The sequence below is a fragment of the Amycolatopsis sacchari genome (assembly GCF_900114035.1).
GTDB classification, from domain to species: Bacteria; Actinomycetota; Actinomycetes; order Mycobacteriales; family Pseudonocardiaceae; genus Amycolatopsis_E; species Amycolatopsis_E sacchari.
This window is the reverse complement of record NZ_FORP01000005.1, coordinates 180,871-200,355: the sequence shown is the minus strand read 5'-3', so window position 1 is coordinate 200,355 and position 19,485 is coordinate 180,871. Positions and strand designations below refer to the sequence as shown.

The 19,485-nt window shown below is 71.9% G+C and carries 19 protein-coding genes; 7 read left to right on the top strand and 12 right to left on the bottom strand.

Annotated features, from left to right (window positions below):
- Window positions 1-109 precede the first annotated feature (109 nt).
- The gene (locus BMZ92_RS11350; protein ID WP_091505962.1) at window positions 110-1,033 is read left to right on the top strand and encodes an alpha/beta fold hydrolase; all 924 of its coding nucleotides are present in this window, start codon (window positions 110-112) and stop codon (window positions 1,031-1,033) included.
- 68 nt (window positions 1,034-1,101) lie between these two features.
- Here the strand turns inward: BMZ92_RS11350 and BMZ92_RS11345 are convergent, their stop codons facing one another.
- The gene (locus BMZ92_RS11345) at window positions 1,102-1,929 is read right to left on the bottom strand and encodes an oxidoreductase (protein ID WP_245783004.1); all 828 of its coding nucleotides are present in this window, start codon (window positions 1,927-1,929) and stop codon (window positions 1,102-1,104) included.
- Between the two features lie 114 nt (window positions 1,930-2,043).
- Here BMZ92_RS11345 and BMZ92_RS11340 point away from each other — a divergent pair, with 114 nt between their 5' ends.
- Window positions 2,044-2,472 (top strand): cupin domain-containing protein, encoded by a 429-nt coding sequence (locus BMZ92_RS11340; RefSeq protein WP_143249848.1) that lies wholly within the window; start codon window positions 2,044-2,046, stop codon window positions 2,470-2,472.
- 65 nt (window positions 2,473-2,537) lie between these two features.
- Window positions 2,538-3,368, top strand: coding sequence for an LLM class flavin-dependent oxidoreductase (locus BMZ92_RS11335; RefSeq protein ID WP_091505958.1), 831 nt, complete (start codon window positions 2,538-2,540; stop codon window positions 3,366-3,368).
- Between the two features lie 7 nt (window positions 3,369-3,375).
- On the opposite strand, the gene BMZ92_RS11330 is transcribed toward BMZ92_RS11335, so the two are convergent.
- Window positions 3,376-3,954, bottom strand: a complete 579-nt coding sequence (locus BMZ92_RS11330; RefSeq protein WP_091505956.1) for a TetR/AcrR family transcriptional regulator — start codon at window positions 3,952-3,954, stop codon at window positions 3,376-3,378.
- A gap of 85 nt (window positions 3,955-4,039) precedes the next feature.
- Between BMZ92_RS11330 and BMZ92_RS11325 the strand changes: the two genes are divergently transcribed.
- Entirely contained in the window at window positions 4,040-4,921 is an 882-nt protein-coding gene (locus BMZ92_RS11325; protein ID WP_091505953.1) for an SDR family oxidoreductase, read from the top strand.
- A 4-nt stretch (window positions 4,922-4,925) separates the two neighbouring features.
- Here BMZ92_RS11325 and BMZ92_RS11320 read toward each other — a convergent pair whose 3' ends face one another.
- Window positions 4,926-5,342 (bottom strand): arsenate reductase ArsC, encoded by a 417-nt coding sequence (locus tag BMZ92_RS11320; RefSeq protein WP_091505951.1) that lies wholly within the window; start codon window positions 5,340-5,342, stop codon window positions 4,926-4,928.
- The gene (locus BMZ92_RS11315; protein WP_091505948.1) at window positions 5,339-5,719 is read right to left on the bottom strand and encodes an ArsR/SmtB family transcription factor; all 381 of its coding nucleotides are present in this window, start codon (window positions 5,717-5,719) and stop codon (window positions 5,339-5,341) included. Before BMZ92_RS11315 ends, BMZ92_RS11320 begins: the two co-directional genes overlap by 4 nt.
- A 49-nt stretch (window positions 5,720-5,768) precedes the next feature.
- On the opposite strand from BMZ92_RS11315, the gene arsM reads away from it, so the two are divergent.
- Window positions 5,769-6,545, top strand: a complete 777-nt coding sequence (arsM, locus tag BMZ92_RS11310) for an arsenite methyltransferase (RefSeq protein ID WP_091505946.1) — start codon at window positions 5,769-5,771, stop codon at window positions 6,543-6,545.
- Here the strand turns inward: arsM and BMZ92_RS11305 are convergent.
- Window positions 6,481-7,443: an SAM-dependent methyltransferase gene (locus BMZ92_RS11305; RefSeq protein WP_091505944.1), complete on the bottom strand. Its 963-nt coding sequence runs from the start codon at window positions 7,441-7,443 to the stop codon at window positions 6,481-6,483. The two genes, arsM and BMZ92_RS11305, sit on opposite strands and share 65 nt — an antisense overlap.
- 48 nt (window positions 7,444-7,491) lie before the next feature.
- Between BMZ92_RS11305 and BMZ92_RS11300 the strand changes: the two genes are divergently transcribed.
- The gene (locus tag BMZ92_RS11300) at window positions 7,492-8,070 is read left to right on the top strand and encodes a TetR/AcrR family transcriptional regulator (protein ID WP_177228644.1); all 579 of its coding nucleotides are present in this window, start codon (window positions 7,492-7,494) and stop codon (window positions 8,068-8,070) included.
- 34 nt (window positions 8,071-8,104) lie between these two features.
- Complete coding sequence (locus BMZ92_RS11295; RefSeq protein WP_091505939.1) at window positions 8,105-11,491, top strand: glycosyl hydrolase family 65 domain-containing protein; 3,387 nt, start codon at window positions 8,105-8,107, stop codon at window positions 11,489-11,491.
- 400 nt (window positions 11,492-11,891) lie between these two features.
- On the opposite strand, the gene BMZ92_RS11290 is transcribed toward BMZ92_RS11295, so the two are convergent.
- The 7 genes from BMZ92_RS11290 to BMZ92_RS11260 all read right to left on the bottom strand — a co-directional run bounded on the left by BMZ92_RS11290 (window position 11,892) and on the right by BMZ92_RS11260 (window position 19,415).
- Entirely contained in the window at window positions 11,892-13,034 is a 1,143-nt protein-coding gene (locus BMZ92_RS11290) for a Gfo/Idh/MocA family protein (RefSeq protein ID WP_091505937.1), read from the bottom strand.
- The gene (locus BMZ92_RS11285; RefSeq protein ID WP_091506212.1) at window positions 13,031-14,041 is read right to left on the bottom strand and encodes a sugar phosphate isomerase/epimerase family protein; all 1,011 of its coding nucleotides are present in this window, start codon (window positions 14,039-14,041) and stop codon (window positions 13,031-13,033) included. The genes BMZ92_RS11290 and BMZ92_RS11285 overlap by 4 nt, the downstream gene beginning before the upstream one ends.
- Window positions 14,042-14,058: 17 nt before the next feature.
- Window positions 14,059-14,394: a hypothetical protein gene (locus BMZ92_RS11280; RefSeq protein ID WP_091505935.1), complete on the bottom strand. Its 336-nt coding sequence runs from the start codon at window positions 14,392-14,394 to the stop codon at window positions 14,059-14,061.
- On the bottom strand, window positions 14,394-15,842 hold the full coding sequence (locus BMZ92_RS11275; RefSeq protein ID WP_091505932.1) for a GMC oxidoreductase: 1,449 nt from the start codon (window positions 15,840-15,842) through the stop codon (window positions 14,394-14,396). The genes BMZ92_RS11280 and BMZ92_RS11275 overlap by 1 nt, the downstream gene beginning before the upstream one ends.
- A complete protein-coding gene (locus BMZ92_RS11270) occupies window positions 15,839-16,210 on the bottom strand; it encodes a C-glycoside deglycosidase beta subunit domain-containing protein (RefSeq protein WP_091505929.1) in 372 nt (123 codons plus the stop codon). Before BMZ92_RS11270 ends, BMZ92_RS11275 begins: the two co-directional genes overlap by 4 nt.
- An 11-nt stretch (window positions 16,211-16,221) precedes the next feature.
- Window positions 16,222-17,211, bottom strand: a complete 990-nt coding sequence (locus BMZ92_RS11265) for a sugar phosphate isomerase/epimerase family protein (RefSeq protein WP_091505926.1) — start codon at window positions 17,209-17,211, stop codon at window positions 16,222-16,224.
- A gap of 68 nt (window positions 17,212-17,279) precedes the next feature.
- Entirely contained in the window at window positions 17,280-19,415 is a 2,136-nt protein-coding gene (locus tag BMZ92_RS11260; RefSeq protein ID WP_245783003.1) for a cytochrome P450/oxidoreductase, read from the bottom strand.
- Window positions 19,416-19,485: the final 70 nt, after the last annotated feature.

Below are 19,485 nucleotides of genomic sequence, written 5' to 3'. Positions count from 1 at the left end.
CCCACCGTGAAGAGGGGACTCCGGGTGATCGTTCCGGGCCGCCGCGGCCCATAACGTTCATCGCGTCGCCGGCACGGCGAGCACCAGCTGAAACCATGGGAGAAACACGATGTTCCGCACCACGAAGGTCACTTCGCTGATCGCACTGGGGGTTGCCGTCGCCGGCCTGTCGCTCACGGCCTGCGACGAGGAGGGCAGCGAGGACCAGCCGGCACCGGCCGCCCCGCCCGCCACGACGGCGGCCGCCGCGGGTGACAGCGCGCCCGGTGGCATCGACGGCACCACGAAGATCACCGTCGACGGCAAGTCGGTCAACGTCTCGTGCTCCGGCGCTTCCGCGCAGGGCAAGCCGGTGGTCGTCCTGCTGGCCGGGCTCGGCGACGGGCTCGACAAGCTCACCGACTTCCAGCGGAGGCTCAGCGGCACCCACCGCGTCTGCTCCTACGACCGGCTCGGCGAAGGCGCCAGCGACCAGCCGGACGGCCCGCAGACCTTCGACACCACCGGCAAGATCCTGACCGGGGTGCTGGACCGCGTCGCCGGGAAGAGCCCGGTCGTGCTGGCCGGGCACTCGCTCGGCGGGCTCATCGCGGCCCGGTACGCGCCCGACCACCAGGACCGGGTGAAGGGCGTCGTCCTCATGGACGCCACCCCGTCGACCATGAGCGCCGACGTCACGAGGATCATCCCGGAGTCCGCGCCCAGCCCCGCCAGCGATATCCGGGCGCAGTTCGTGGCCGTGGTGCGCGGCGAGACGCCGGAACAGCTCGCGACGCCGGACGGGGAGGTCCGGTCCGCCGGGAACGTGCCAGTGGAGGTGATCCGGCACGGGCAGCCCTACCTCGAGCAGGGCGTGCCCGGCTACGGCCAGGCGCTGGAACAGGCGTGGACCGAGGGGCAGCGCAAGTGGCTCGCGTTGTCCAGCCACAGCACCCTGACCGTGGCGGACAACAGCGGCCACTACATCTACGTCGACCAGCCGGACGTCGCGGTGCAGGCCATCGACCGCGTCACCGCACAGGTCGCGCGCTGACACCGGCCGGGGGGAGGGGGCCTGACGGTCCTCCCCCGCCGTCGTCACCCGAAGCGGCAGGACGCGCCCTAGCGTGCGTCGGCGGGGAAATCGGCCGACCGGCTCAGCTCCGCCCACTGCTCGGCTTCGGCCGAACGTTCCCGCGCCGACGCCAGTGCCGACTCGACGGCCGCGGCGCCCAGGATCAGCCGGCGCGGCGGGTTCGGTGCCCCGACCGCCTCGATCACGGCCTTCGCGCCACGGACCGGATCGCCCGGCTGCTTGCCGTCCTGCTCGTCCCGGTACCGGTGCAGCGCGCCGACCGTCTCCTCGTAGCCGGGGCCGACCGGGTGCCGCGTCATCGACGACCCCTGCCAGTCCGTGCGGAACGCACCCGGCTCGACGATGATCACCCGCACCCCGAACGGCGCCACCTCGCTCGCGAGCACCTCCGAGAACCCCTCGACCGCGAACTTCGCCGTCTGGTAGGCGCCCATCCCCGGCGTGCCGCCCACGCGCCCGCCGATCGACGAGAACTGCACGAACGTGCCGGACCGCTGCTCCCGGAACACCGGCAGCGCGGCACGCGTGACGTGCACTACGCCGAACAGGTTCGTTTCGATCTGGGCGCGGAAGTCGTCCTCGGCCATCTCCTCGATCGCCGCGCTGTTGGCGTAGCCCGCGTTGTTGACCACCACGTCCAGCCCGCCGAACGCGCTGGTCGCCTCCTTGACGGCCCGGCGCGCGGCACCGGCATCGGTCACGTCGAGCGCGACCGCGCGGATCCGCTCGCCGTACCTGGCGACCAGATCGTCCAGCTGCCCGGGCCGCCGAGCCGTGGCGACGACGGAATCGCCCGCCTCCAGGACGGCCTCGGTCAGGCTGCGCCCGAAGCCGCGCGACGCTCCGGTGACCACCAGATCCTGCTCATCGTTGTCTCCTCTGCACTCTAAACTGCCTCATCAATGTAGCACTTAATTGGCAGCCGAGGTGTCTGGTGAGCGGCGCCATAGAGGAATAACCTTCGCCCGGTGAACAGAAAATCAGCGGCGGCCACCCTCGCCGCCGGCCTGTGCCTCGCCACCCTTCCCGCCACCGCGAACGCGACGCCCGGCCGCGGCGTTTCGGCGGTCACGCTCTTCGACCACGTCGTCGGCGGCACCGAGTACGTGCTCAGGGAGATCACGCTCGCGCCGGGCGGCAGCACCGGCTGGCACTACCACCCCGGGGAGGTGACCGGTTTCGTCAAGCAGGGCGTGCTGAGCCACAACGACGCCACGTGCGCCAGTGACGGGACCTACCACCCCGGCCGGCTGATCTCCGAGAACAGCGGGCCCGGCTATGTCCACATCGGACGGAACCTGGGCACCACACCCGTCGTGCTCGACGTGTTCTACCGGAACCCGGCCGGGCAGCCGCTGGCCGTCGACGCGCCGAACCCGGGCTGCTCCTTCGACTGACACCGGTGAGTTCCGGCGGCGGCACCGGTCTACCCGGGTAACGACTACCGACGAGGACGGGCACGATGAGCGATTCGAACGCAAGCAGCGGCACCCAGCGGTTCCGGTTCGGGGCCGTCGCCCCGATCACCTCCGACCTCCCGGCGTGGCGGGACCGGGTGCGCCGGATCGCCGACAGCGGGTTCTCCACGCTGCTGATGCCCGACGTCCCGCGGTGGCAGCCCGCACCCGGCCCCACGCTGGCCGCCGCGGCCGGTCTCGCCGACCTGCGCGTCGGCACCTGGGTCTACGCCTCCCCGCTGCGCCCGCCGTGGCACACCGCGTGGGAGGCGCACTCGCTGTCGGTGCTCACCGAGGGGCGCTTCGAGCTGGGCATCGGCACCGGCAGGCCCGGCATCGAGGACGAGGTCCGCGAGCTGGGCCTGCCCACACCCGGGCTGACGGGGCGGCTGGCCCAGGTGCGGGAAACCATTGCGACGCTTCGGGATCTCGACGGACCCGACGCGCACACGCCCGTGGTGATGGCCGTCCGCGGCCCGAAGGCGCAGGCGCTGGCGGCCGAGGTCGCGGACACCGTCACCTTCGCGCTGATGCCGGGGGACGACCGGGCGGAGACCACCCGCCTGGTCCGCGGCTTCCACCCCGAACGGGAGATCGAACTCTCGCAGCACGTCGCGGTGATCGGCGACCGGGTCGCGCCGTTCATGGCCCCTCCCGGCACCGACCCCGCCGCGCTCCGCGCCGTGGACTCGCTGGCGATCCTCCCGGACGACCCGGCCGCGGCCGCCGAGGAGATCCAGCGACGGCGGGAGGAGATCGGCTTCACCTACTTCGTCTTCGGCGCCGATTTCGCCGAAACGCTCGCACCGGTCGTCGCCGAGCTGGCCGGGAAGTAGGCCCCGGTCACGCCAGCGATGCCGTCGCCTCGCGGAGGTCACGCAGGGCGGCCAGCGCGTAGGGCGCGAGCCCTTCACCGTCCCCGCGATCGGTTTCGGACCACCGGGCGAAACCCCGCTTGAACGCGAGGACGCCCAGTTCGGCCGCGAGGTGCGCGGTCAGTTCGGGAACGCCGCGCGCGACGAGGGCGTCGGTCATGGCGGCCGCGAGACCGACGGTCTTGAGCGCGTCCCGCTCCTGCAGTTCGGCGCTGGCCGCCACGGCCGCCTTCAGGCGGGGGCCGAGTTCGCGGTTGGCCTGGCCCATGACGCCGGACGCGCGCTCGAGGCCCGCCGCGACCGCTTCGAGGGGTCCGTCACCTTCCGGCGCCTCGGCGATCCCCTCGGCGAGCAGGCGGCTCAGCGTTTCCTGGCCGGCGACAAGCAGCTCCCGCTTGTCGGAGAAGTGCCGGAAGAAGGTGCTCTTGGTGACACCCGCGCGCTCGGCGATCTGCGCGACCGTGGTGGCGTCGTAGCCCTGTTCCGTGAACAGGTCGACGGCCGCCACGACGAGCCGGTGAGTCGTGTCGGGTTGCCAGCGGGCCATGACCTCATCCTAGCGATGGGACAAGAGTCCCGTCACCGTGTATGGTGACGGGACAAAGGTCGCATCACCTCAGGAGGGTCTTTCCATGCAGGTTTTCGTCACCGGGGGCACCGGCACCATCGGCTCCGCGGTCGTCGCCGAGCTGCTCGCCGCCGGTCACTCCGTGCTCGCGCTGGCCCGTTCGGACAAGTCCGCGCAGGCGCTCACCGACGCCGGCGCCCGGGTGCTGCGCGGTCAGCTCGCGGACCTCGACGTCCTGCGCGCCGGTGCCGCGCAGTCGGACGGCGTGATCAGCCTGGCGTTCGGCAATGACTACAGCACCGACGAGGCGCTCGCGCGCTCGATCGCCGAGGAGAGCGCGGCCATGGCAGCGCTGGGCGAGGCACTCGTGGGCAGTGACCGCCCGATCGTCACCGTCTCGGGCACGCCGTGGGTGCCGGGCCGCGCTTCCACCGAGGCCGATCCCCTGCCGGTCGAGGGGCCGGTGGCGGGTCGCGCCCGTTCGGTCAACGCGCTGCTGGACCTGGCTTCACGCGGGGTCCGGGCGACGGCGGTCCGCATGCCGCGCACGGTGCACAACGAGGGCAAGGGCGGGTTCGCCGGGCTGCTGACCGAGCAGGCCCGCCGCACCGGGGTGGTGGGCTACCCCGGCGACGGCACCCAGCGCTGGCCCGCCGTGCACGCGCTCGACGCGGCGGTCCTGTTCCGCCTGGCGCTGGAATCGGCCCCGGCAGGCACGGCCTGGCACGCCGTGGCCGACGAGGGTGACGCGGTCCGCGACATCGCGGCCGTCATCGGCCGCCGGCTCGGCCTGCCGGTGCGGTCGGTGCCGCAGGAGGACTTCGGCCCGTTCGGCCCGATCTTCGCCATGGACCAGCCGGCCTCCAGCGCCCACACCCGCGAGGCCCTCGGCTGGGAACCCACGCACCCCAGCCTCTTCGAGGACCTGGAGAACGTCCAGCCGTGAGCCGTCACGCGGCACCCGCACGGCGCGAGAGTTCGTCCAGCAGCGCGCGGACGCGCCGGTCGATCTCGTCGCGGATGGGGCGGACGGCAGCGACGTCCTTGCCCGCCGGGTCGTCGAGCTGCCAGTCGAGATAGCGCTTTCCCGGGAAGACGGGACACGCGTCACCGCAGCCCATGGTGATCACGACGTCCGCGGCTTGGACGGCTTCGGTGGTCAGGGGCTTGGGGAATTCCTTGGAGAGGTCCAGACCGAGCTCGCGCATGGCTTCGACGACGGCGGGGTTGACGGTGGCGGCGGGCGCGGATCCGGCGGAGCGGACGGTGACGCCGCCCGCCGCGTGGTGGTCGAGCAGGGCGGCGGCCATCTGCGAGCGGCCCGCGTTGTGGACGCAGACGAACAGGACTTCAGGGGTGGGGTTCACGACGGCTCCTGGGTGTCCGGAATGGGGGTGAGGACGGCGGAGAGCCGGGCCAGGGTTTCGGGCCGCACGCGGTAGTAGATCCAGGTGCCGCGCCGTTCGCCGGTGATCAGCCCGGACTCGCGCAGCACCTTGAGGTGGTGGGAGATCGTCGGCCCGGTCAGGTCGAAGGCTTCGGTCAGGTCGCACACGCACACCTCGCCGCCGTCGTGGGAGGCGATCAGCGACAGCAGCCGCAACCGGACCGGGTCAGCGACCGCCTTGAACACCTTCGCCAGGTCCGCGGCCTGCCCGTCGGACAGCGGTTCCCGCACCAGCGGCGAGCAGCACAACTGCTGGGACACAGCGCTATCTAAACAGGCTTCTATCTTGACGTCCATCGATACAGAGGAGCAGAGTCCTGCTCGTCCACCGACGGGAGGAGCCGGCATGGGTGAGCAGGAGCTGCGTGAACAGGTGCGCGAGCGCTATGCGGAGGCCGCGGTGCGGGCCGGTTCGGGGGTGTCCTGCTGCCCCGGGCCCGCCGACCTGACCGGTGGTTTGTACGACGAGGCGGAGCGCTCGTCCCTGCCGCCGGAGGCGGTGTCGGCGAGCCTCGGCTGCGGCAACCCGCTGGCCGTGGCCGAGCTACGCGAGGGCGAAACCGTGCTCGACCTCGGGTCCGGCGGCGGCATCGACGTGCTGCTGTCCGCTAAACGGGTCGGCCCGGCCGGCAAGGTGTACGGGCTCGACATGACCGAGGAGATGCTCGCCCTCGCACTCGCCAACGCCGAGAAAGCCGGGGCGACGAACGTCGATTTCCTCAAGGGGAACATCGAGGCGATCCCGCTTCCGGCGAACCGGGTCGACGTGATCATCTCCAACTGCGTGATCAACCTGTCGGTGGACAAGCCGGTGGTGTTCGCCGAGATGTTCCGCGTGCTCAGGCCCGGCGGCCGGATCGGCATCTCCGACGTCGTCGCCGAAGACCACCTCACCGCGGCCGAGCGGGCGGAGCGCGGGAACTACGTCGGCTGCATCGCGGGCGCCCTGTCGTTCGCCGAATACCGCACGGGCCTGACCCACGCGGGATTCACCGACATCGAGATCACGCCGACGCACGAAGCCGCCGAGAACATGCACTCGGCCATCGTCAAGGCCGTCAAACCACGCGCCGCGGCCGCGCGGGAACTCCCGGTGGTGGCGAACTCCGGGTGCTGCGGCTGAGCACTTCGGCAGCCTTGGTACCGCTCACGTAGCGCACCTCGCTCATGCCGAGGTCGTCCCCGTCGAGGGAGAAACCGTGGGCGGCGAACAACTCCCGGACGCTGACCCCGGTCAGCACCCAGCCGCGCGCAGCGAGGTACGCGGCCGCTTCGTTGCGCTGACCGAGGTACCGCTGGGCGGCGTGGTCGAAGTCGAACCCGTGTGCACGCCAGCGTGCGGAAACGCGGTCCAGACCTTCCTTCACCTCCTCGTTGCCCGGTCGGCTTTCCGTGGCCACCCGGCTTCCCGGCGCGCTGAGTTCCGTGACGGTGTCCAGCATCCGGTCCTGCGCCTCGGGCGGCAGGTAACCCAGCAGGCCTTCGGCGCTCCACGCGGTCGGCACCGCCGGGTCGAATCCGGCGGCGCTCAGCGCGGCGGGCCAGTCATCGCGCAGGTCGGCGGCCACGGCCGTGCGCTGCGCGGTGGGCTCGGCACCCAGCCCGGCTAGTGTGCGGGTCTTGAACTCGACGACCCGCGGTCGGTCGACCTCGTACACCACGGTGCCCGCCGGCCACGGCAGCCGGTACGCGCGGGAATCCAACCCCGCCGCCAGGATCACCACCTGCCTGATGCCCACCGCCGTCGCATCGAGGAAGAACTCGTCGTAGAACCGGGTTCGCGCCTTCGCGCCGTCGATCGCCGCCCGCCCGACCAAATCCCCAGGGGGCTGTTCGCCGGTCGCCAGCCGGGTGAGGAGCTCGATGCCGACCGCCTCGACGAGCGGTGCGGCGAACGGGTCCTCGATGAGAGCATCGCCTTCACGGCTCGCGATCGCCCGGGTCATCGCGGCCATCGTCGCGGTCACGCCGACGCCGGAAGCCAGATCCCAGGAATCCCCGTCCTGCCTGGTCGTCATCATCAGCGGACCGTAACGGACACCCCCGTCCGCGTGGCTAAAGTGAGAGCGGTGACCGATCGATTGCCTCACGGCCGGCGTTCCGAGGCGCGGGACAACCGCGGCCTCATCGTCGACGCGGCCAGGGCGACGTTCCTCACCGACGGGCCGGCCGCGCCGATCAGGGAGATCGCACGGCGCGCCCAGGTCTCCCCCGCCACGGTGTACCGCCACTTCCCCACCAAGGAGACGCTGGCCGCCGAGGTGTTCACCGAGCAAACGCGCCCGTGGTGGTCCATTGTGGACAGTGGAATCGCGGATCCCGATCCCTGGCGGGGCTTCTGTCTCGCCATCGAGAAGCTCTGCGCGAGGCAGGCACTCGACCGCGAGTTCACCACCGCCTTCAAGTCCGAGTTCCCGCACGCGGTGGACTTCGCCGCGATGCGGGCTCGCTCGCTGGCCTCCGCTGCCGAACTCCTCCGCCGGGTCAAGGCCACCGGCCGCGTGCGCCCCGAGGTCGCCGTGGACGACCTGGTCCTCATGCTCACGGCGGTAAACGGTTTCCGGGCGAGCACGCTCGCCGGGCGAGTCGCGGCGTCCCAGCGCTTCGCCAGGTTCGTGATCCACGGTTTCGCGCAACCGCCGGCTTGACTCGCGCGATCCGGGGCGAGAAAGATCATGCGGCATGGGGAAGCTCACCGTGGCGGCCATGGCGGCCGCTCTGCTGGTGACCACCGCCGCCGGTCCGCAGGCCGACGCGGCACCGGCCGGGCCCGGGGGCGGTGACGCGTGGGTGCTGGCGAACAGCACCTACACCCCCGACGACTACATCCAGGAACCGTTCGTCGGCAACGGTTATCTCGCGCAGCGGCTGTCCGCGATCGGTGCCGGGTTCGAGGGCGGCGGTGAGCTCGGCGTCGGGAACTGGCCCCTGTACAACGACCGCTCGACCACGGCGCTGGTCGCGGGGGTGTACGAGAACACCGGCACGACGGACCACATCTCGACGCTGCCGACGTGGTCCGACCTGTCCTTCGCCGTCGACGGGCACGTGCTGGACGCGGACGTGCCCGCCGCCCAGGTCAGCGAGTACCGCCAGACGCTGGACATGCGCACGGGCACCGTCACCACCACCTTCCGCTGGACACCGGCGCCGGGCCGGTCCGCGGCGGTGCGGTACGAGGTGCTCGCCAACCGCGACCGCATGCACCTCGCCCAGGTTCGGGCGAGCATCACCCCGTCCTGGACCGGGGACCTGGCGGTCACGTCATTGCTCAACGGCGCCGGCGCCCAGCGGATCACCGCTGCCGGCCGGGCCGTGGACACCGCCACGGACACCGCGACCGTCCAGCTGGTCACGCCGGGACGCGGCACCGCGGTCGCCGAGACCGCGCGGCTCGTGGCCGGCCCCGGTGTGCGGGTGTCCCGGCGGGACGCGGTGCTGCCCGGCGACGACGCGGCGACCGCCGGTACACAGTGGACGGTTCCGGTCCGGTCCGCACTCTCCTACGAGTTCACGAAGTACGTGGGCATTTCGACGTCGAACGACCCGGGTGCCCCGGCGGACGTCGCGCGGGCGACGGTCGACGGCGCCGTCGCGACCGGCTGGCAGCGGCTGGTCGGCGCGCACACCGCGCAGTGGGCGGCGTTGTGGCAGCGGCACATCACGGTCGAGGGCCTGCCCGCGGTGCAGACGGCCGTGAACAGCTCGTTCTACCTTCTGTATTCAAGTCTGCGTGAGGGCGTGAACTTCAGCATCCCGCCGGCCGGGCTGTCCAGTGACAACTACGCCGGCGTCATCTTCTGGGACGCCGATACGTGGATGTTCCCGTCCTTGCTGGTCCTGCACCCGGAGCTGGCGAGGTCGATCGTCCGGTTCCGCTACGACACGTTGGCCGCGGCCGAGGCCAACGCCCGGTCCGCGGGCTACCGGGGCGGCTCGTGGGCGTGGGACGACGGCCCGACCGGCAAGTGCGGCGGCCTGGCGCCGTGCAGCCATTACGAGGACCACCTGCAGGCCGACATCTCCCTCGCCCAGTGGCAGTACTACCAGGCCACCGGTGACACGGACTGGCTGCGCACCGACGGCTACCCGGTGCTCAGGGACGTCGCCGAGTTCTGGGCCAGCCGGGTCACGCCCGGCGCCGACGGCAGGTACCACATCCACGAGGTCACCGGCCCCGACGAGTACACCTCGGGTGTCGACGACGAGTCGGCGACCAACGCCGGCGCCGTGATCGCCCTGCGCAACGCGACGGCCGCCGCGCGCGTGCTCGGGCTGTCCCCCGATCCGTCGTGGGCGGCCATCGCGGAGAACATCTTCGTCGCGACCGACGCCGACGGCACGCACCCGGAGTACCCGGGCTACACCGGCCAGCCGGTCAAGCAGGCGGACACGGTCCTGATGACCTACCCGTTCGGCTACGTCACGGACAACCAGGTGGCCGCCGCGGACCTCGACCGGTACATGCCGGTCACCGACACGGGCGGGCCCGCCATGACGGCGTCCGTCGAGGCGGTGGTCGCGGCGCAGGTCCAGCGGCCGGGCTGCCTCGCGTACACGCTGTTCCAGGACTCGTACCAGCCCTTCCTGCGCGGCGCGTTCGCCCAGTTCAACGAGACGCAGTACCTGACGCCCTCGGGTGGCCAGTCCAACCCGGCGTTCGACTTCGCGACCGGGGCCGGTGGGTTCCTCCAGACCTTCGCCTACGGTTTCGCCGGGCTGCGGTGGGACTCCGGTGCCCTGTCGCTGAACCCGACCCTGCCCCCGCAGCTGTCCCCGGGCATCACGATCACCGGCCTGCAGTACCGGGGACGCGCCGTCGATGTCCACATTGGACTCGACAGGACGACGGTGACGCTCATGTCCGGTACGCCGGTCGCGCTCAGCACACCGTCGGGAACGCAGACGCTGAGGTGGGGCAGGCCGGTCACGGTGACCACCGCGCGCCCGGACCTGGCGCCGAGCGACAACACGGCACGCTGCGCGCCGGTGTCGGCGAGTTCCGCGCAGCCGGTCAACCAGCCCGCCGCGGCGGTCGACGGCAACGCGGTGACCAGCTGGGCCGCCACCGGCACGTCCTCGTCGTTCACCGTGACCCCGGACAAGCCGGTCAGGACCGGACATGCCTCCGTCGTGTGGGGCGCGACGCGGCCGGAGTCCTACACGGTGCGCGTGCAGGCACCGTCCGGGCGGTGGCAGCAGGTCGCGGCCGGTGCGGTACCGGCGACGGGCACCCTCGACGCCCTCTGGCCGCCCGTGACCGCCCGCGCCGTGCAACTCACCTTCGACGGAGGGCAGCCGGCCAGCATCGCGGAGCTGACCGTGCCTGACGCGTCGGCCCCGGATCTGGTCGCCACGCTCGACGCACCCGACGCGGCGGCACCGGGCTCGCCGTTCCAGATCACGCAAACGCTCCGCTCGGTCGGCGGTGCGGACGCGAGGGACGTCAAGACGGAGCTTTCGCTGCCCAGCGGGTGGAGCGCCACCCCGGGTGCGGCCGCGACGCGCGGGGCGACCGTGACCAATACCTGGACGGTGACCGCCCCGGCGAACCAGCCTCCGGCGCGCGTGCCGCTCACGGTGACCACCACGTGGCAGGGCAAGAAGAACGCGGTGGACCAGACCACGTCGACCGCCGCGCTGTACGTGGCGCCACCGGTGCCCGCGGGGACGGTGGCCGAGGCGGAGCAGGCGATCCTCAGCGGCGGTGCGTCGACCGGGCGGGACCACCCCGGTTACACCGGCACCGGTTTCGTCGACCACCTCTACGGCGGTGCGGCGATCACCGCCGTGGTCTCCGTGCCGGCCGCCGGACCGCACCGGGTGACCGTCCGCTACGCGAACTGGACCGGCGGGCAGAACCCGCCGTACCTGACCGAGACCAGGACGATCACCCTCGTCGCGGGCGGCACCGCGCGGCAGCTGTCGTTACCGGTGACGGGCAGCTGGGACACGTGGTCCACCGTCACGGCCGACGTGCCCCTGCCCGCCGGGAACGACGTGGTGCAACTGCTCGTCGCACCCGGTGACTCGGGCAGCATCAACCTGGACAGCCTGCTCGTCGGCTAGCGACTGGCGTCCAGGGATATTGTCGGCTTGTCGTCGAAGACGGTCGGACGTACTCGATGGCGGCGAAGATAGTCATGGTGCTGTCTCGGACGCCCACCGACATGGGCCAGTCGATACCGGTCCGAGGGCGGTAGTGTGCTGCGCGGTGTCCTGGTCCTGGCGACCGTTGCCGACCGGTTGCGGTCGCCCTGCTGCATGCCGACGTAGCGCCGCCCGCCGCCCGTCGGGGATTTGGCCGAACTTGGCGACACTGCGATCGCGGTCGCGGTCGTCTCGTCGGCGCAGACCCCGGCGTAGGCGACGCGGGAGTGGTCGTCGAGCACGGTCTGCCGAAGGCCGTGCCCACCGACCGCCGCCAAGCCCTGCCCGCCGGGCTCAACCTCGACAGCCTGCTCGTCGGCTAGCGACTCTCAGCCACCGACGTCCACCGGGTATCGTCCGCGGCGCTGCGTTCCACGGCGGCCAGAACGCGTTGCACCCACAGCCCGTCGCCGAAGGAGGGGCGCGGTTGTTCGCCCTTTTCGATGCCCCGCACCAGATCCACGACCTGGTGCGTGAAGCCGTGCTCGTAGCCGAGCAGGTGCCCCGGCGGCCACCACGCCGCGACGTACGGGTGGCCCGGCTCCGTCACGAGAACCCGCCGGAAGCCGGCCGTCTCCCCGTCGGCGAAGCGGAAGACCTGCAGCGTGTTCAGGTCCTCCAGGTCGAACGCGATCGCGCCCGCCGTGCCGCTGATCTCGAACCGCAGCGCGTTCTTGCGCCCGGACGCCATCCGGCTCGCCTCGAAGGTCGCCAGGCCACCGCCACTGAGCTTCCCCGTGAACAACGCCGCGTCATCCACGGAAACCTCGCCACGGCCGCCCGAAGGCAACGGCCGCTCCGCGACGAAGGTCCGCGTCGTGCCGCTGACGGTCGTGACCGTCTGGCCCGTCACGAACTGCACCGCGTCCACGATGTGCGCGCCGATGTCGCCGAGCGCGCCCGAACCCGCCTCGTCGCGCTGGAGCCGCCAAGTGAGGGGCGCTTCGGCATCGCTGAGCCAGTCCTGCAGGTACTGCGCCCGCGCCTGCCGCACCTCACCGATCTCGCCCCGCCGGACGAGGTCGGCCGCGAGGGTGATCGCGGGCACGCGGCGGTAGGTGAAGCCGGTCATCGCGAAGACCCCGCGCCGCGCGGCCTCCTCCGCCGCGTCCGCCATCGCGACCGCCTCGGAAACCGTGTTCGCCAAGGGCTTTTCACACAGCACGTGCTTGCCGGCCGCGAGCGCCGCGACCGCGATCTCGGCGTGCGACGAACCGGGGGTGCAGATGTCCACCAGGTCGATGTCGTCCCTGGCGACGACCTCCCGCCAGTCGCTCGCGCTCGACGCCCAGCCGTACCGCGCCGCGGCTTCCCGCGCGCGCTCGGCGTCCCGGCCGACGACGACGTCCATCGAGACCGGTCGCGGCAGGTCGAAGAACCGTGGCGCGTTCCGCCACGCCTGGGAGTGGGCCGCCCCCATGAAGCCGTGACCGATCATGGCGACCCGCAACACTTCGCTCATACCTGCTTCTCCCCGAAGGCGGCGTCGAAGGACGCGGCCGGCGGGTCGAACAGCCGCGACCGCACGAATTCGAGCGCGTCGGGGGCACCGACGAGCCGGTCCATGCCGGCGTCCTCCCATTCGATCGAGATCGGCCCCGAGTAGCCGATGGCGTTGAGCGCGCGGAAACACCGCTCCCACGGCACGTCCCCGTGCCCGGTGGACACGAAATCCCAGCCGCGGCGCGGATCCCCCCAGCCGAGGTGCGAGCCGAGCCGCCCGTTGCGGCCGTCGCCGACCGCCAGCTTCACGTCCTTGCAGTCCACGTGGTAGATGCGGTCGGCGAAGTCGAGGATGAACCCGACCGGATCGGTGTCCTGCCACATCATGTGGCTGGGGTCCCAGTTCAGGCCGAACGCCTCGCGGTGGCCGATCGCCTCCAGCGCCCGCTTGGTCGTCCAGTAGTCGTAGGCGATCTCGGACGGGTGCACCTCGTGGGCGAAGCGCACGCCCACTTCGTCGAACACGTCGAGGATCGGGTTCCAGCGGGCGGCGAAGTCCTCGTACCCCGCGTCGATGAGGTTCCCCGGCACCGGCGGGAACATGGCCACGTACTTCCAGATCGCCGAGCCGGTGAACCCGACCACCGTGTCGACGCCGAGGCGGGCGGCGGTGCGCGCGGTGTTCTTCATCTCCTCGGCGGCCCGCTGCCGGACGCCTTCGGGTTCGCCGTCACCCCAGATCGAGGCGGGCAGCATCGCGCGGTGGCGCTCGTCGATCGGGTCGTCGCAGACCGCCTGGCCCTTGAGGTGGTTGGAGATCGCGAACACCCGCAACCCGTACTTGTCCAGCAGGGCCCGCTTTTCGTCGAGGTACGCGTCGTCGACCGCACCCCGGTTCGGGTCCAGGTGGTCGCCCCAGCAGGCGATCTCCAGGCCGTCGTAGCCCCAGGAGGACGCCAGCCGCGCGACCTCCTCCAGCGGCAGGTCCGCCCACTGGCCGGTGAACAGGGTGATCGGTCGGGTCACGGTGGCTTCTCCCATCGTCAAACTCGGCTGTGCAGCACGATTTCCGTGCCGTCGTCCGTCCACACCAGACAGCGCAGCTCGTGCGGCCCGGTCTCCACCGGCCCGGCTTCGAGGCCCGCCGACACGGCTTCCGCGCGGGCCGCCGCCACATCGGCGACCCGCAGCAGCAGCGCCGGGTGCCGGGTGACGCTGTCGGTCCCGGCCAGCGCGACCCGCGCGCCGGCCACGTCGAACTGCGCCCAGCGGTCGCCGTCGACGAACGCCGGTTCCGCGCCCAGCAGGCGCGACCACGTGCCCACCGCGGCGGGCAGGTCGGCGACGGGCACGACCGTCGCGATCTTCTCCACGTCCATCAGACCTCTTCCGCGATCGCCCTGGCCCCGGCGACGGCCAGCGCCACCGAGGTCAGGGTCGGGTTGCAGGCGGTCGCGGTGGGGATGACGCCGTTGCCCGCCACGTGCAGGCCCTCGACGCCCCACACCCGCGAATCCGGGCCGCACACCGAGGTTCCGTCGTCGGCGGCGCCCATCCGCACCGTGCCCTGGTAGTGCAGGGACGCGCCGGGCGGGAGCGTGATCGGCTCGTCGTCCAGCGGGGTGCCGAGCGCGGCGGCGGCCCGGCGGACGGCCGCGCGGGCGGCGTCCAGCGCGGCTTCGTCCCGCGCGGTGAGCCGGTAGTGGATGCGCATCGCGGGCATCCCGTAGCCGTCGCGGGCCTCGTCGTCGAACGTGACCCGGTCCTCGGGCCGCACGTCCTTGGCGCAGAACCAGCCGAGCCCGACGATCGAGCCGGGCGCGGGCACGTCGTCCGGCGCCAGGGGCACGGGGGACGCGTCGAGCTGCATCACCTGCCCGTGGCAGGGCTCGGTGTCGGTGAACGGCACCCAGCTCACCCCGCTCTGCCGCACGATCTTCGACCTCCCGCGTGGATCGGTCCCCGCGGGCCCGACGTCCCGCAACCGTACCGCGAAAACGACCTGCGGTTGATCATTCAGGTAACGACCGAGCGCGGGCGGCCGCACCCCGGAGGCCCACAGCAGCTGCGGCGTGCGCAGCGCGTCGGCCGCGACCACGACCCGCCTGGCACGCACCTCGTGCTCCCCGCCGTCCCGCAGGTCGCGCACCAGGACACCGGTCGCGCGCCCGTCCTCGACGAGCACTCGGGTCACGAGCGCCTCGGGGAACAGCGTGTGCCGCTCGTTGCGCCGGGTGGCCTCGCCGAACACGACGTCGGCTCCGGACCAGATCAGCGAGCCGTCGGGCTCGCACCGCACCGCCAGCGGCATCGGCCGCACCCGGCGGTCCTCGGCGCGGCCGGAGTCGAACTCGGCGGCCAGCCGCTTGCGGACTTCCGCGGCGAAGGGCGCGTCGTCGAAGGCGTGCGCGGACACGCCGAGCAGCCGTTCCGCCTCGTCGAGCAGTTCGTCGAGGCCGGGCAGGAACCCGATGCGCTCGCTGTCGCCGGGGCGCGGGCAGGCCGCCGTCCAGTGCGCGCCCATCCCGCCGACGTTGCTGGACATGGCCGCGGCGGGCAGCGCGTCGTTCTCCAGGAGGAACGTGCCCGGGCGCCCGCGCGGCGACCCGCCCGGTCCCTCCGACCGCCGCTGCGCCCGTTCCCGCGCGGCCGGGTCCTCGATGTTCTTCACGTGCACGCCCGGCGGGTCGGCCAGCAACGGCCCGGCCTCGAACGTGGACAGCCGCAGATCCGGTCGCTTCTCGGACAGGATCCGCGCATAGGCGGCGCCACACGGCCCGCTGCCGACGACCGCGACGTCCACAGTGGACGGAAAGGTGCGGCTCATGCCGCCACCAGCCGCTTGCGGTCGCGCCCGCCGCCGGGCACCGGCATGTAGGAGATCCGCAGCCGCACCGAGACGGCCACGTCGTGCTCCCCGGGGGCGAGCGGTTCGCCGGTGTCGAAGCCCAGCACGGCCCGCTCCCCCATCTCCCACCGGTCGCCGGTGACCCCGGGCAGCTCGGCGAAGGTGTAGGTGTTGCCGTGCACGGTGAACGTGGTGCGCTCCGGCGGCACGGGGACGCCGTCGAGCACCAGGTCGACGGCCTCCACCATGGACAGGAAAAGCCCGCGGTAGTAGGGCATCCGCACCTCCACCTCGCCGCCGGTCCGGCCGCGGGCCCGCAGCCCGCACACGATGTACTGGTCGAACATCGGGGTTCTCCTCACTCGCCGAGCAGCCGCGCCAGCATGTCCTGCTGGCGGCGCACCTGCTCGACGCTGTCGACTGCGAAGGCGTCCTGGATGTGCCGGTTGCCCTCGTACTCGCTGGACAGGTACCCGGTGAAACCGCCGTCGGCGAGCACCGGCACGATCTCGTCGTAGGGGATGCTGTACTCCTCGCCGTCCTCGGTCATCTCGTAGAACTTCGCCTGCACGTGCCCGATGTAGGGCAGGTGCTCGACCATGTCCTTCGGCTCGGTCCAGATGTAGTGGGTGGCCTGGCGCGCCAGGCCGAACTCGACGGGCCCGCCGCCGCGGTAGTTGACGATGTCCATCAGCGCGCGCGTGTCACCGTGGTCGTCGTAGGTCCGCACGATGTAGTCGACGAGCTCGGGCTTCGCGCCGTCACGCAGGGCGCGTTCGCTGACCACGCGCGGGAACCGCCGCACGTGCACGCCCATGTCCGGCATCAGGCCGAGCACGTGCGGGCCGAAGCGGTGCATCACTTCGAGGTGTTCGAGGATCCACGGGTGCCGGAAGTGGAACGGCGCGTGCACCTCCAGCAGCAGCCGCACACCCTGCTCCTCGGCGTAGGGCCCGGCGGCCGCCATCACCTCGGGTGAGAAGTTGATGGTGGCCTTGACGATGCCGGCGCCGAGCCGGACGGCGATGTCGATGTCCCGCCGCACCGAGGCGACCTGCTCCTCGAGCGTGAGCCAGCGGTCGGGGTGCAGCTTCGTGTCGAGGAAGGCGTTGGTGGCGACCGGCGTCGTCCCGTAGGTCTCCATCCAGCCGTGCCACCGCGCCACGAACTCGTCGGTGAGCACCGGGTAGCCAGGGATGGACTGCTCGGGGATGATCTCGATCCCCTTGGCACCCATGGCCGCAGAGGCGGCGACGCAGTCCTCGACGGACATGGTGCGCAGGAAGTACTCCTCCTGGAAGGAGTACAGGCTCACGCCGCGGCGCGGGCGGTCGGGCAGTGCGCTCACGGGATCCTCCACTTCGGATTCAACATGATGATTCAAGGTTTACGGGCGCGGAAAAGCCAGGGCTCGCGCTACAGGTCGAGTACCAGCGAAGGCGTCAGGGAGCGCGACACGCACGGCATCAGGTACTTCCCGGCCGCCCGCTCGGCGGGGGTGAGCACCGAGTCCCGGTGGTCCGGCGTGCCACTGAGCACCCGCACTTCACACGTGCCGCACGTGCCCTCGCGACAGGTGGACGGCACCTGGGCACCGGCCCGGTTCAGCGCGTCCAGCACCGGCTCCTCCGCCCCGACGTGGACGGTGCGCCCGCTCGCCGCGAGGACGACCTCGAACTCCGTACTGTCGCCGGGCTCCTGCGGCTTCGGCGCGAACCGCTCGACGTGCAGCGCCAGTGCACGCCGGTCGCACAGCTCCTCCACCGCGGCCAGCAACCGCTCCGGCCCGCAGCAGTACACCGCCGTGCCCGGCTTCGCCGAGGCGAGGAGCGCGTCGAGGTCGAAGCGGCCGCGATCGGAAGGCCAGATGGTCGCGTGCCCGAGGCTCCGGACGAGCTCGCGGTAGGGCATGCTCCGCTCGGTCCGTCCCAAGTAGACGGTCCGCCAGGGCGCCGCGGCCCGCGCCATCATCGGGAGCAGCGGCGTGATCCCGATGCCTCCCGCGACGAACAGGTACTCCGGCGCCGGGACGAGCGCGAAGTTGTTGCGTGGCCCGGCCAGTGTCACCTCGTCCCCCACCGCCAGCCGGTCGTGCGCGTGGACGGAGCCACCCCGGCCGTCCACCTCGCGCCGGATCGCCACGCGCCACCGGTCGTGTTCACCCGGATCACCGCACAGCGAATACTGGCGTATGAGCCCCGGCGCGAAGCGGACGTCGATGTGCGCTCCGGGCGCCCACGCCGGGAAACGACCGTCCAGCGGGGTGAACTCCACCTCGACCACGCCCTCGGCGACCACGGACTTCGCGGCCACCACGGCGGGGATGTCCTGCCGCGCGCGCACCGGTGGCCGCCGCCGGCCGGGATCCCACCGCACCAGCAGCTCCGGTACTCCCCGTGCTTCGCCGACGGGACCGTACTCCCGCTCGGCGTACGGCTTCGCGAGGCGGAGCCCGGGAAGCCGCTCGTGGATCACGCGCAACTCGGTCCTGAGCAGCAGCCTCGCCAGCGGCGCACCGAGGCAGGCGTGGACGCCCTGGCCGAACCCCAGGTGCGGTCGCTCGAACCCGCGGTCGAGCACGATCCCGTCCGGGTCGTCGAACACGGCGGCGTCCCGGCTCCCCGAGGCGTAGGCCAGGAACACCTCCTCACCCGCCCGCAGCCGGGTGCCACCCAGCTCCGTGTCGCGGGTGACCAGGCGCGGCATGCCCGTGATCGCCGACTCGTACCGCAGCAGCTCCTCCAGTGCCCTGGCCCGGCTGGCGTGGTCGTACTGGGCGGCCTCGTACGCACCGTCGCGCGAAAGGAGGTGGGCCAGCCCCATGCACAGCAGGTTCGACGAGGTCTCGTGCCCGGCCAGCATCAGGCCGGGGAACATCGACAGCATCTCGAAGTCGGTCATCTCGACCTCGCCGCTGTCGCGCACGTTCCAGATGTGGCTGATCAGGTCGTCGCGGCGGTCGCGCCGGCGGTCGGCCATCACCTCGCGGAGGTGGTCGTGCAGCTCCAGCAGCGCCTCCGCCTTCTCCTCGGGTGAGGCCTGGTAGTGGGTGTCCTTCGGGCCGAGGAAGAAGGCCAGTGCGAAGCCGATCCAGCCGGCCTTGGCGGTGTCGAGACCGACGACGTGCGCGATGGTCCGCAGCGGCAGCGGCAGGGCGAAGTGGCGTTTGAGGTCGATCTCGCCGCGGTCGGTGAACTCGTCGATCAGCGAGTGTGCGGTCCGCTCGATCCAGGGTTCGAACCGGGCCAGGCGCCTCGGCATGAAGAACGTGTTGACCGCGCTCCGCAACCGGTCGTGGTCGGGGTTGTCGTGCCCCAGCAACGTGCCCCGGTCCGGCACCCGTCCGGCGAACCGGTCCCGCCACGGCGAAGGCAGTTCGGGCACGACCGGCCTGGAGGAGAACACCTCCGGCCGCTGCAGGGCCTCGACGATGTCTTCGTAGCGCGACACGACGTACCGCCCCAGCGACTCGCTCCAGGTCAGGCCGGGCCGCGCACGAGCCGCCGCCAGGTCGCCGAACAACGCGCGGGGATCGGTGAAGGGACAGCTCATACCACCCTCACTTCAGATTCAACATTATAATTCTAGTTTTCCCGGCGCAGAAAAGCCAGGGCTCCCCGGG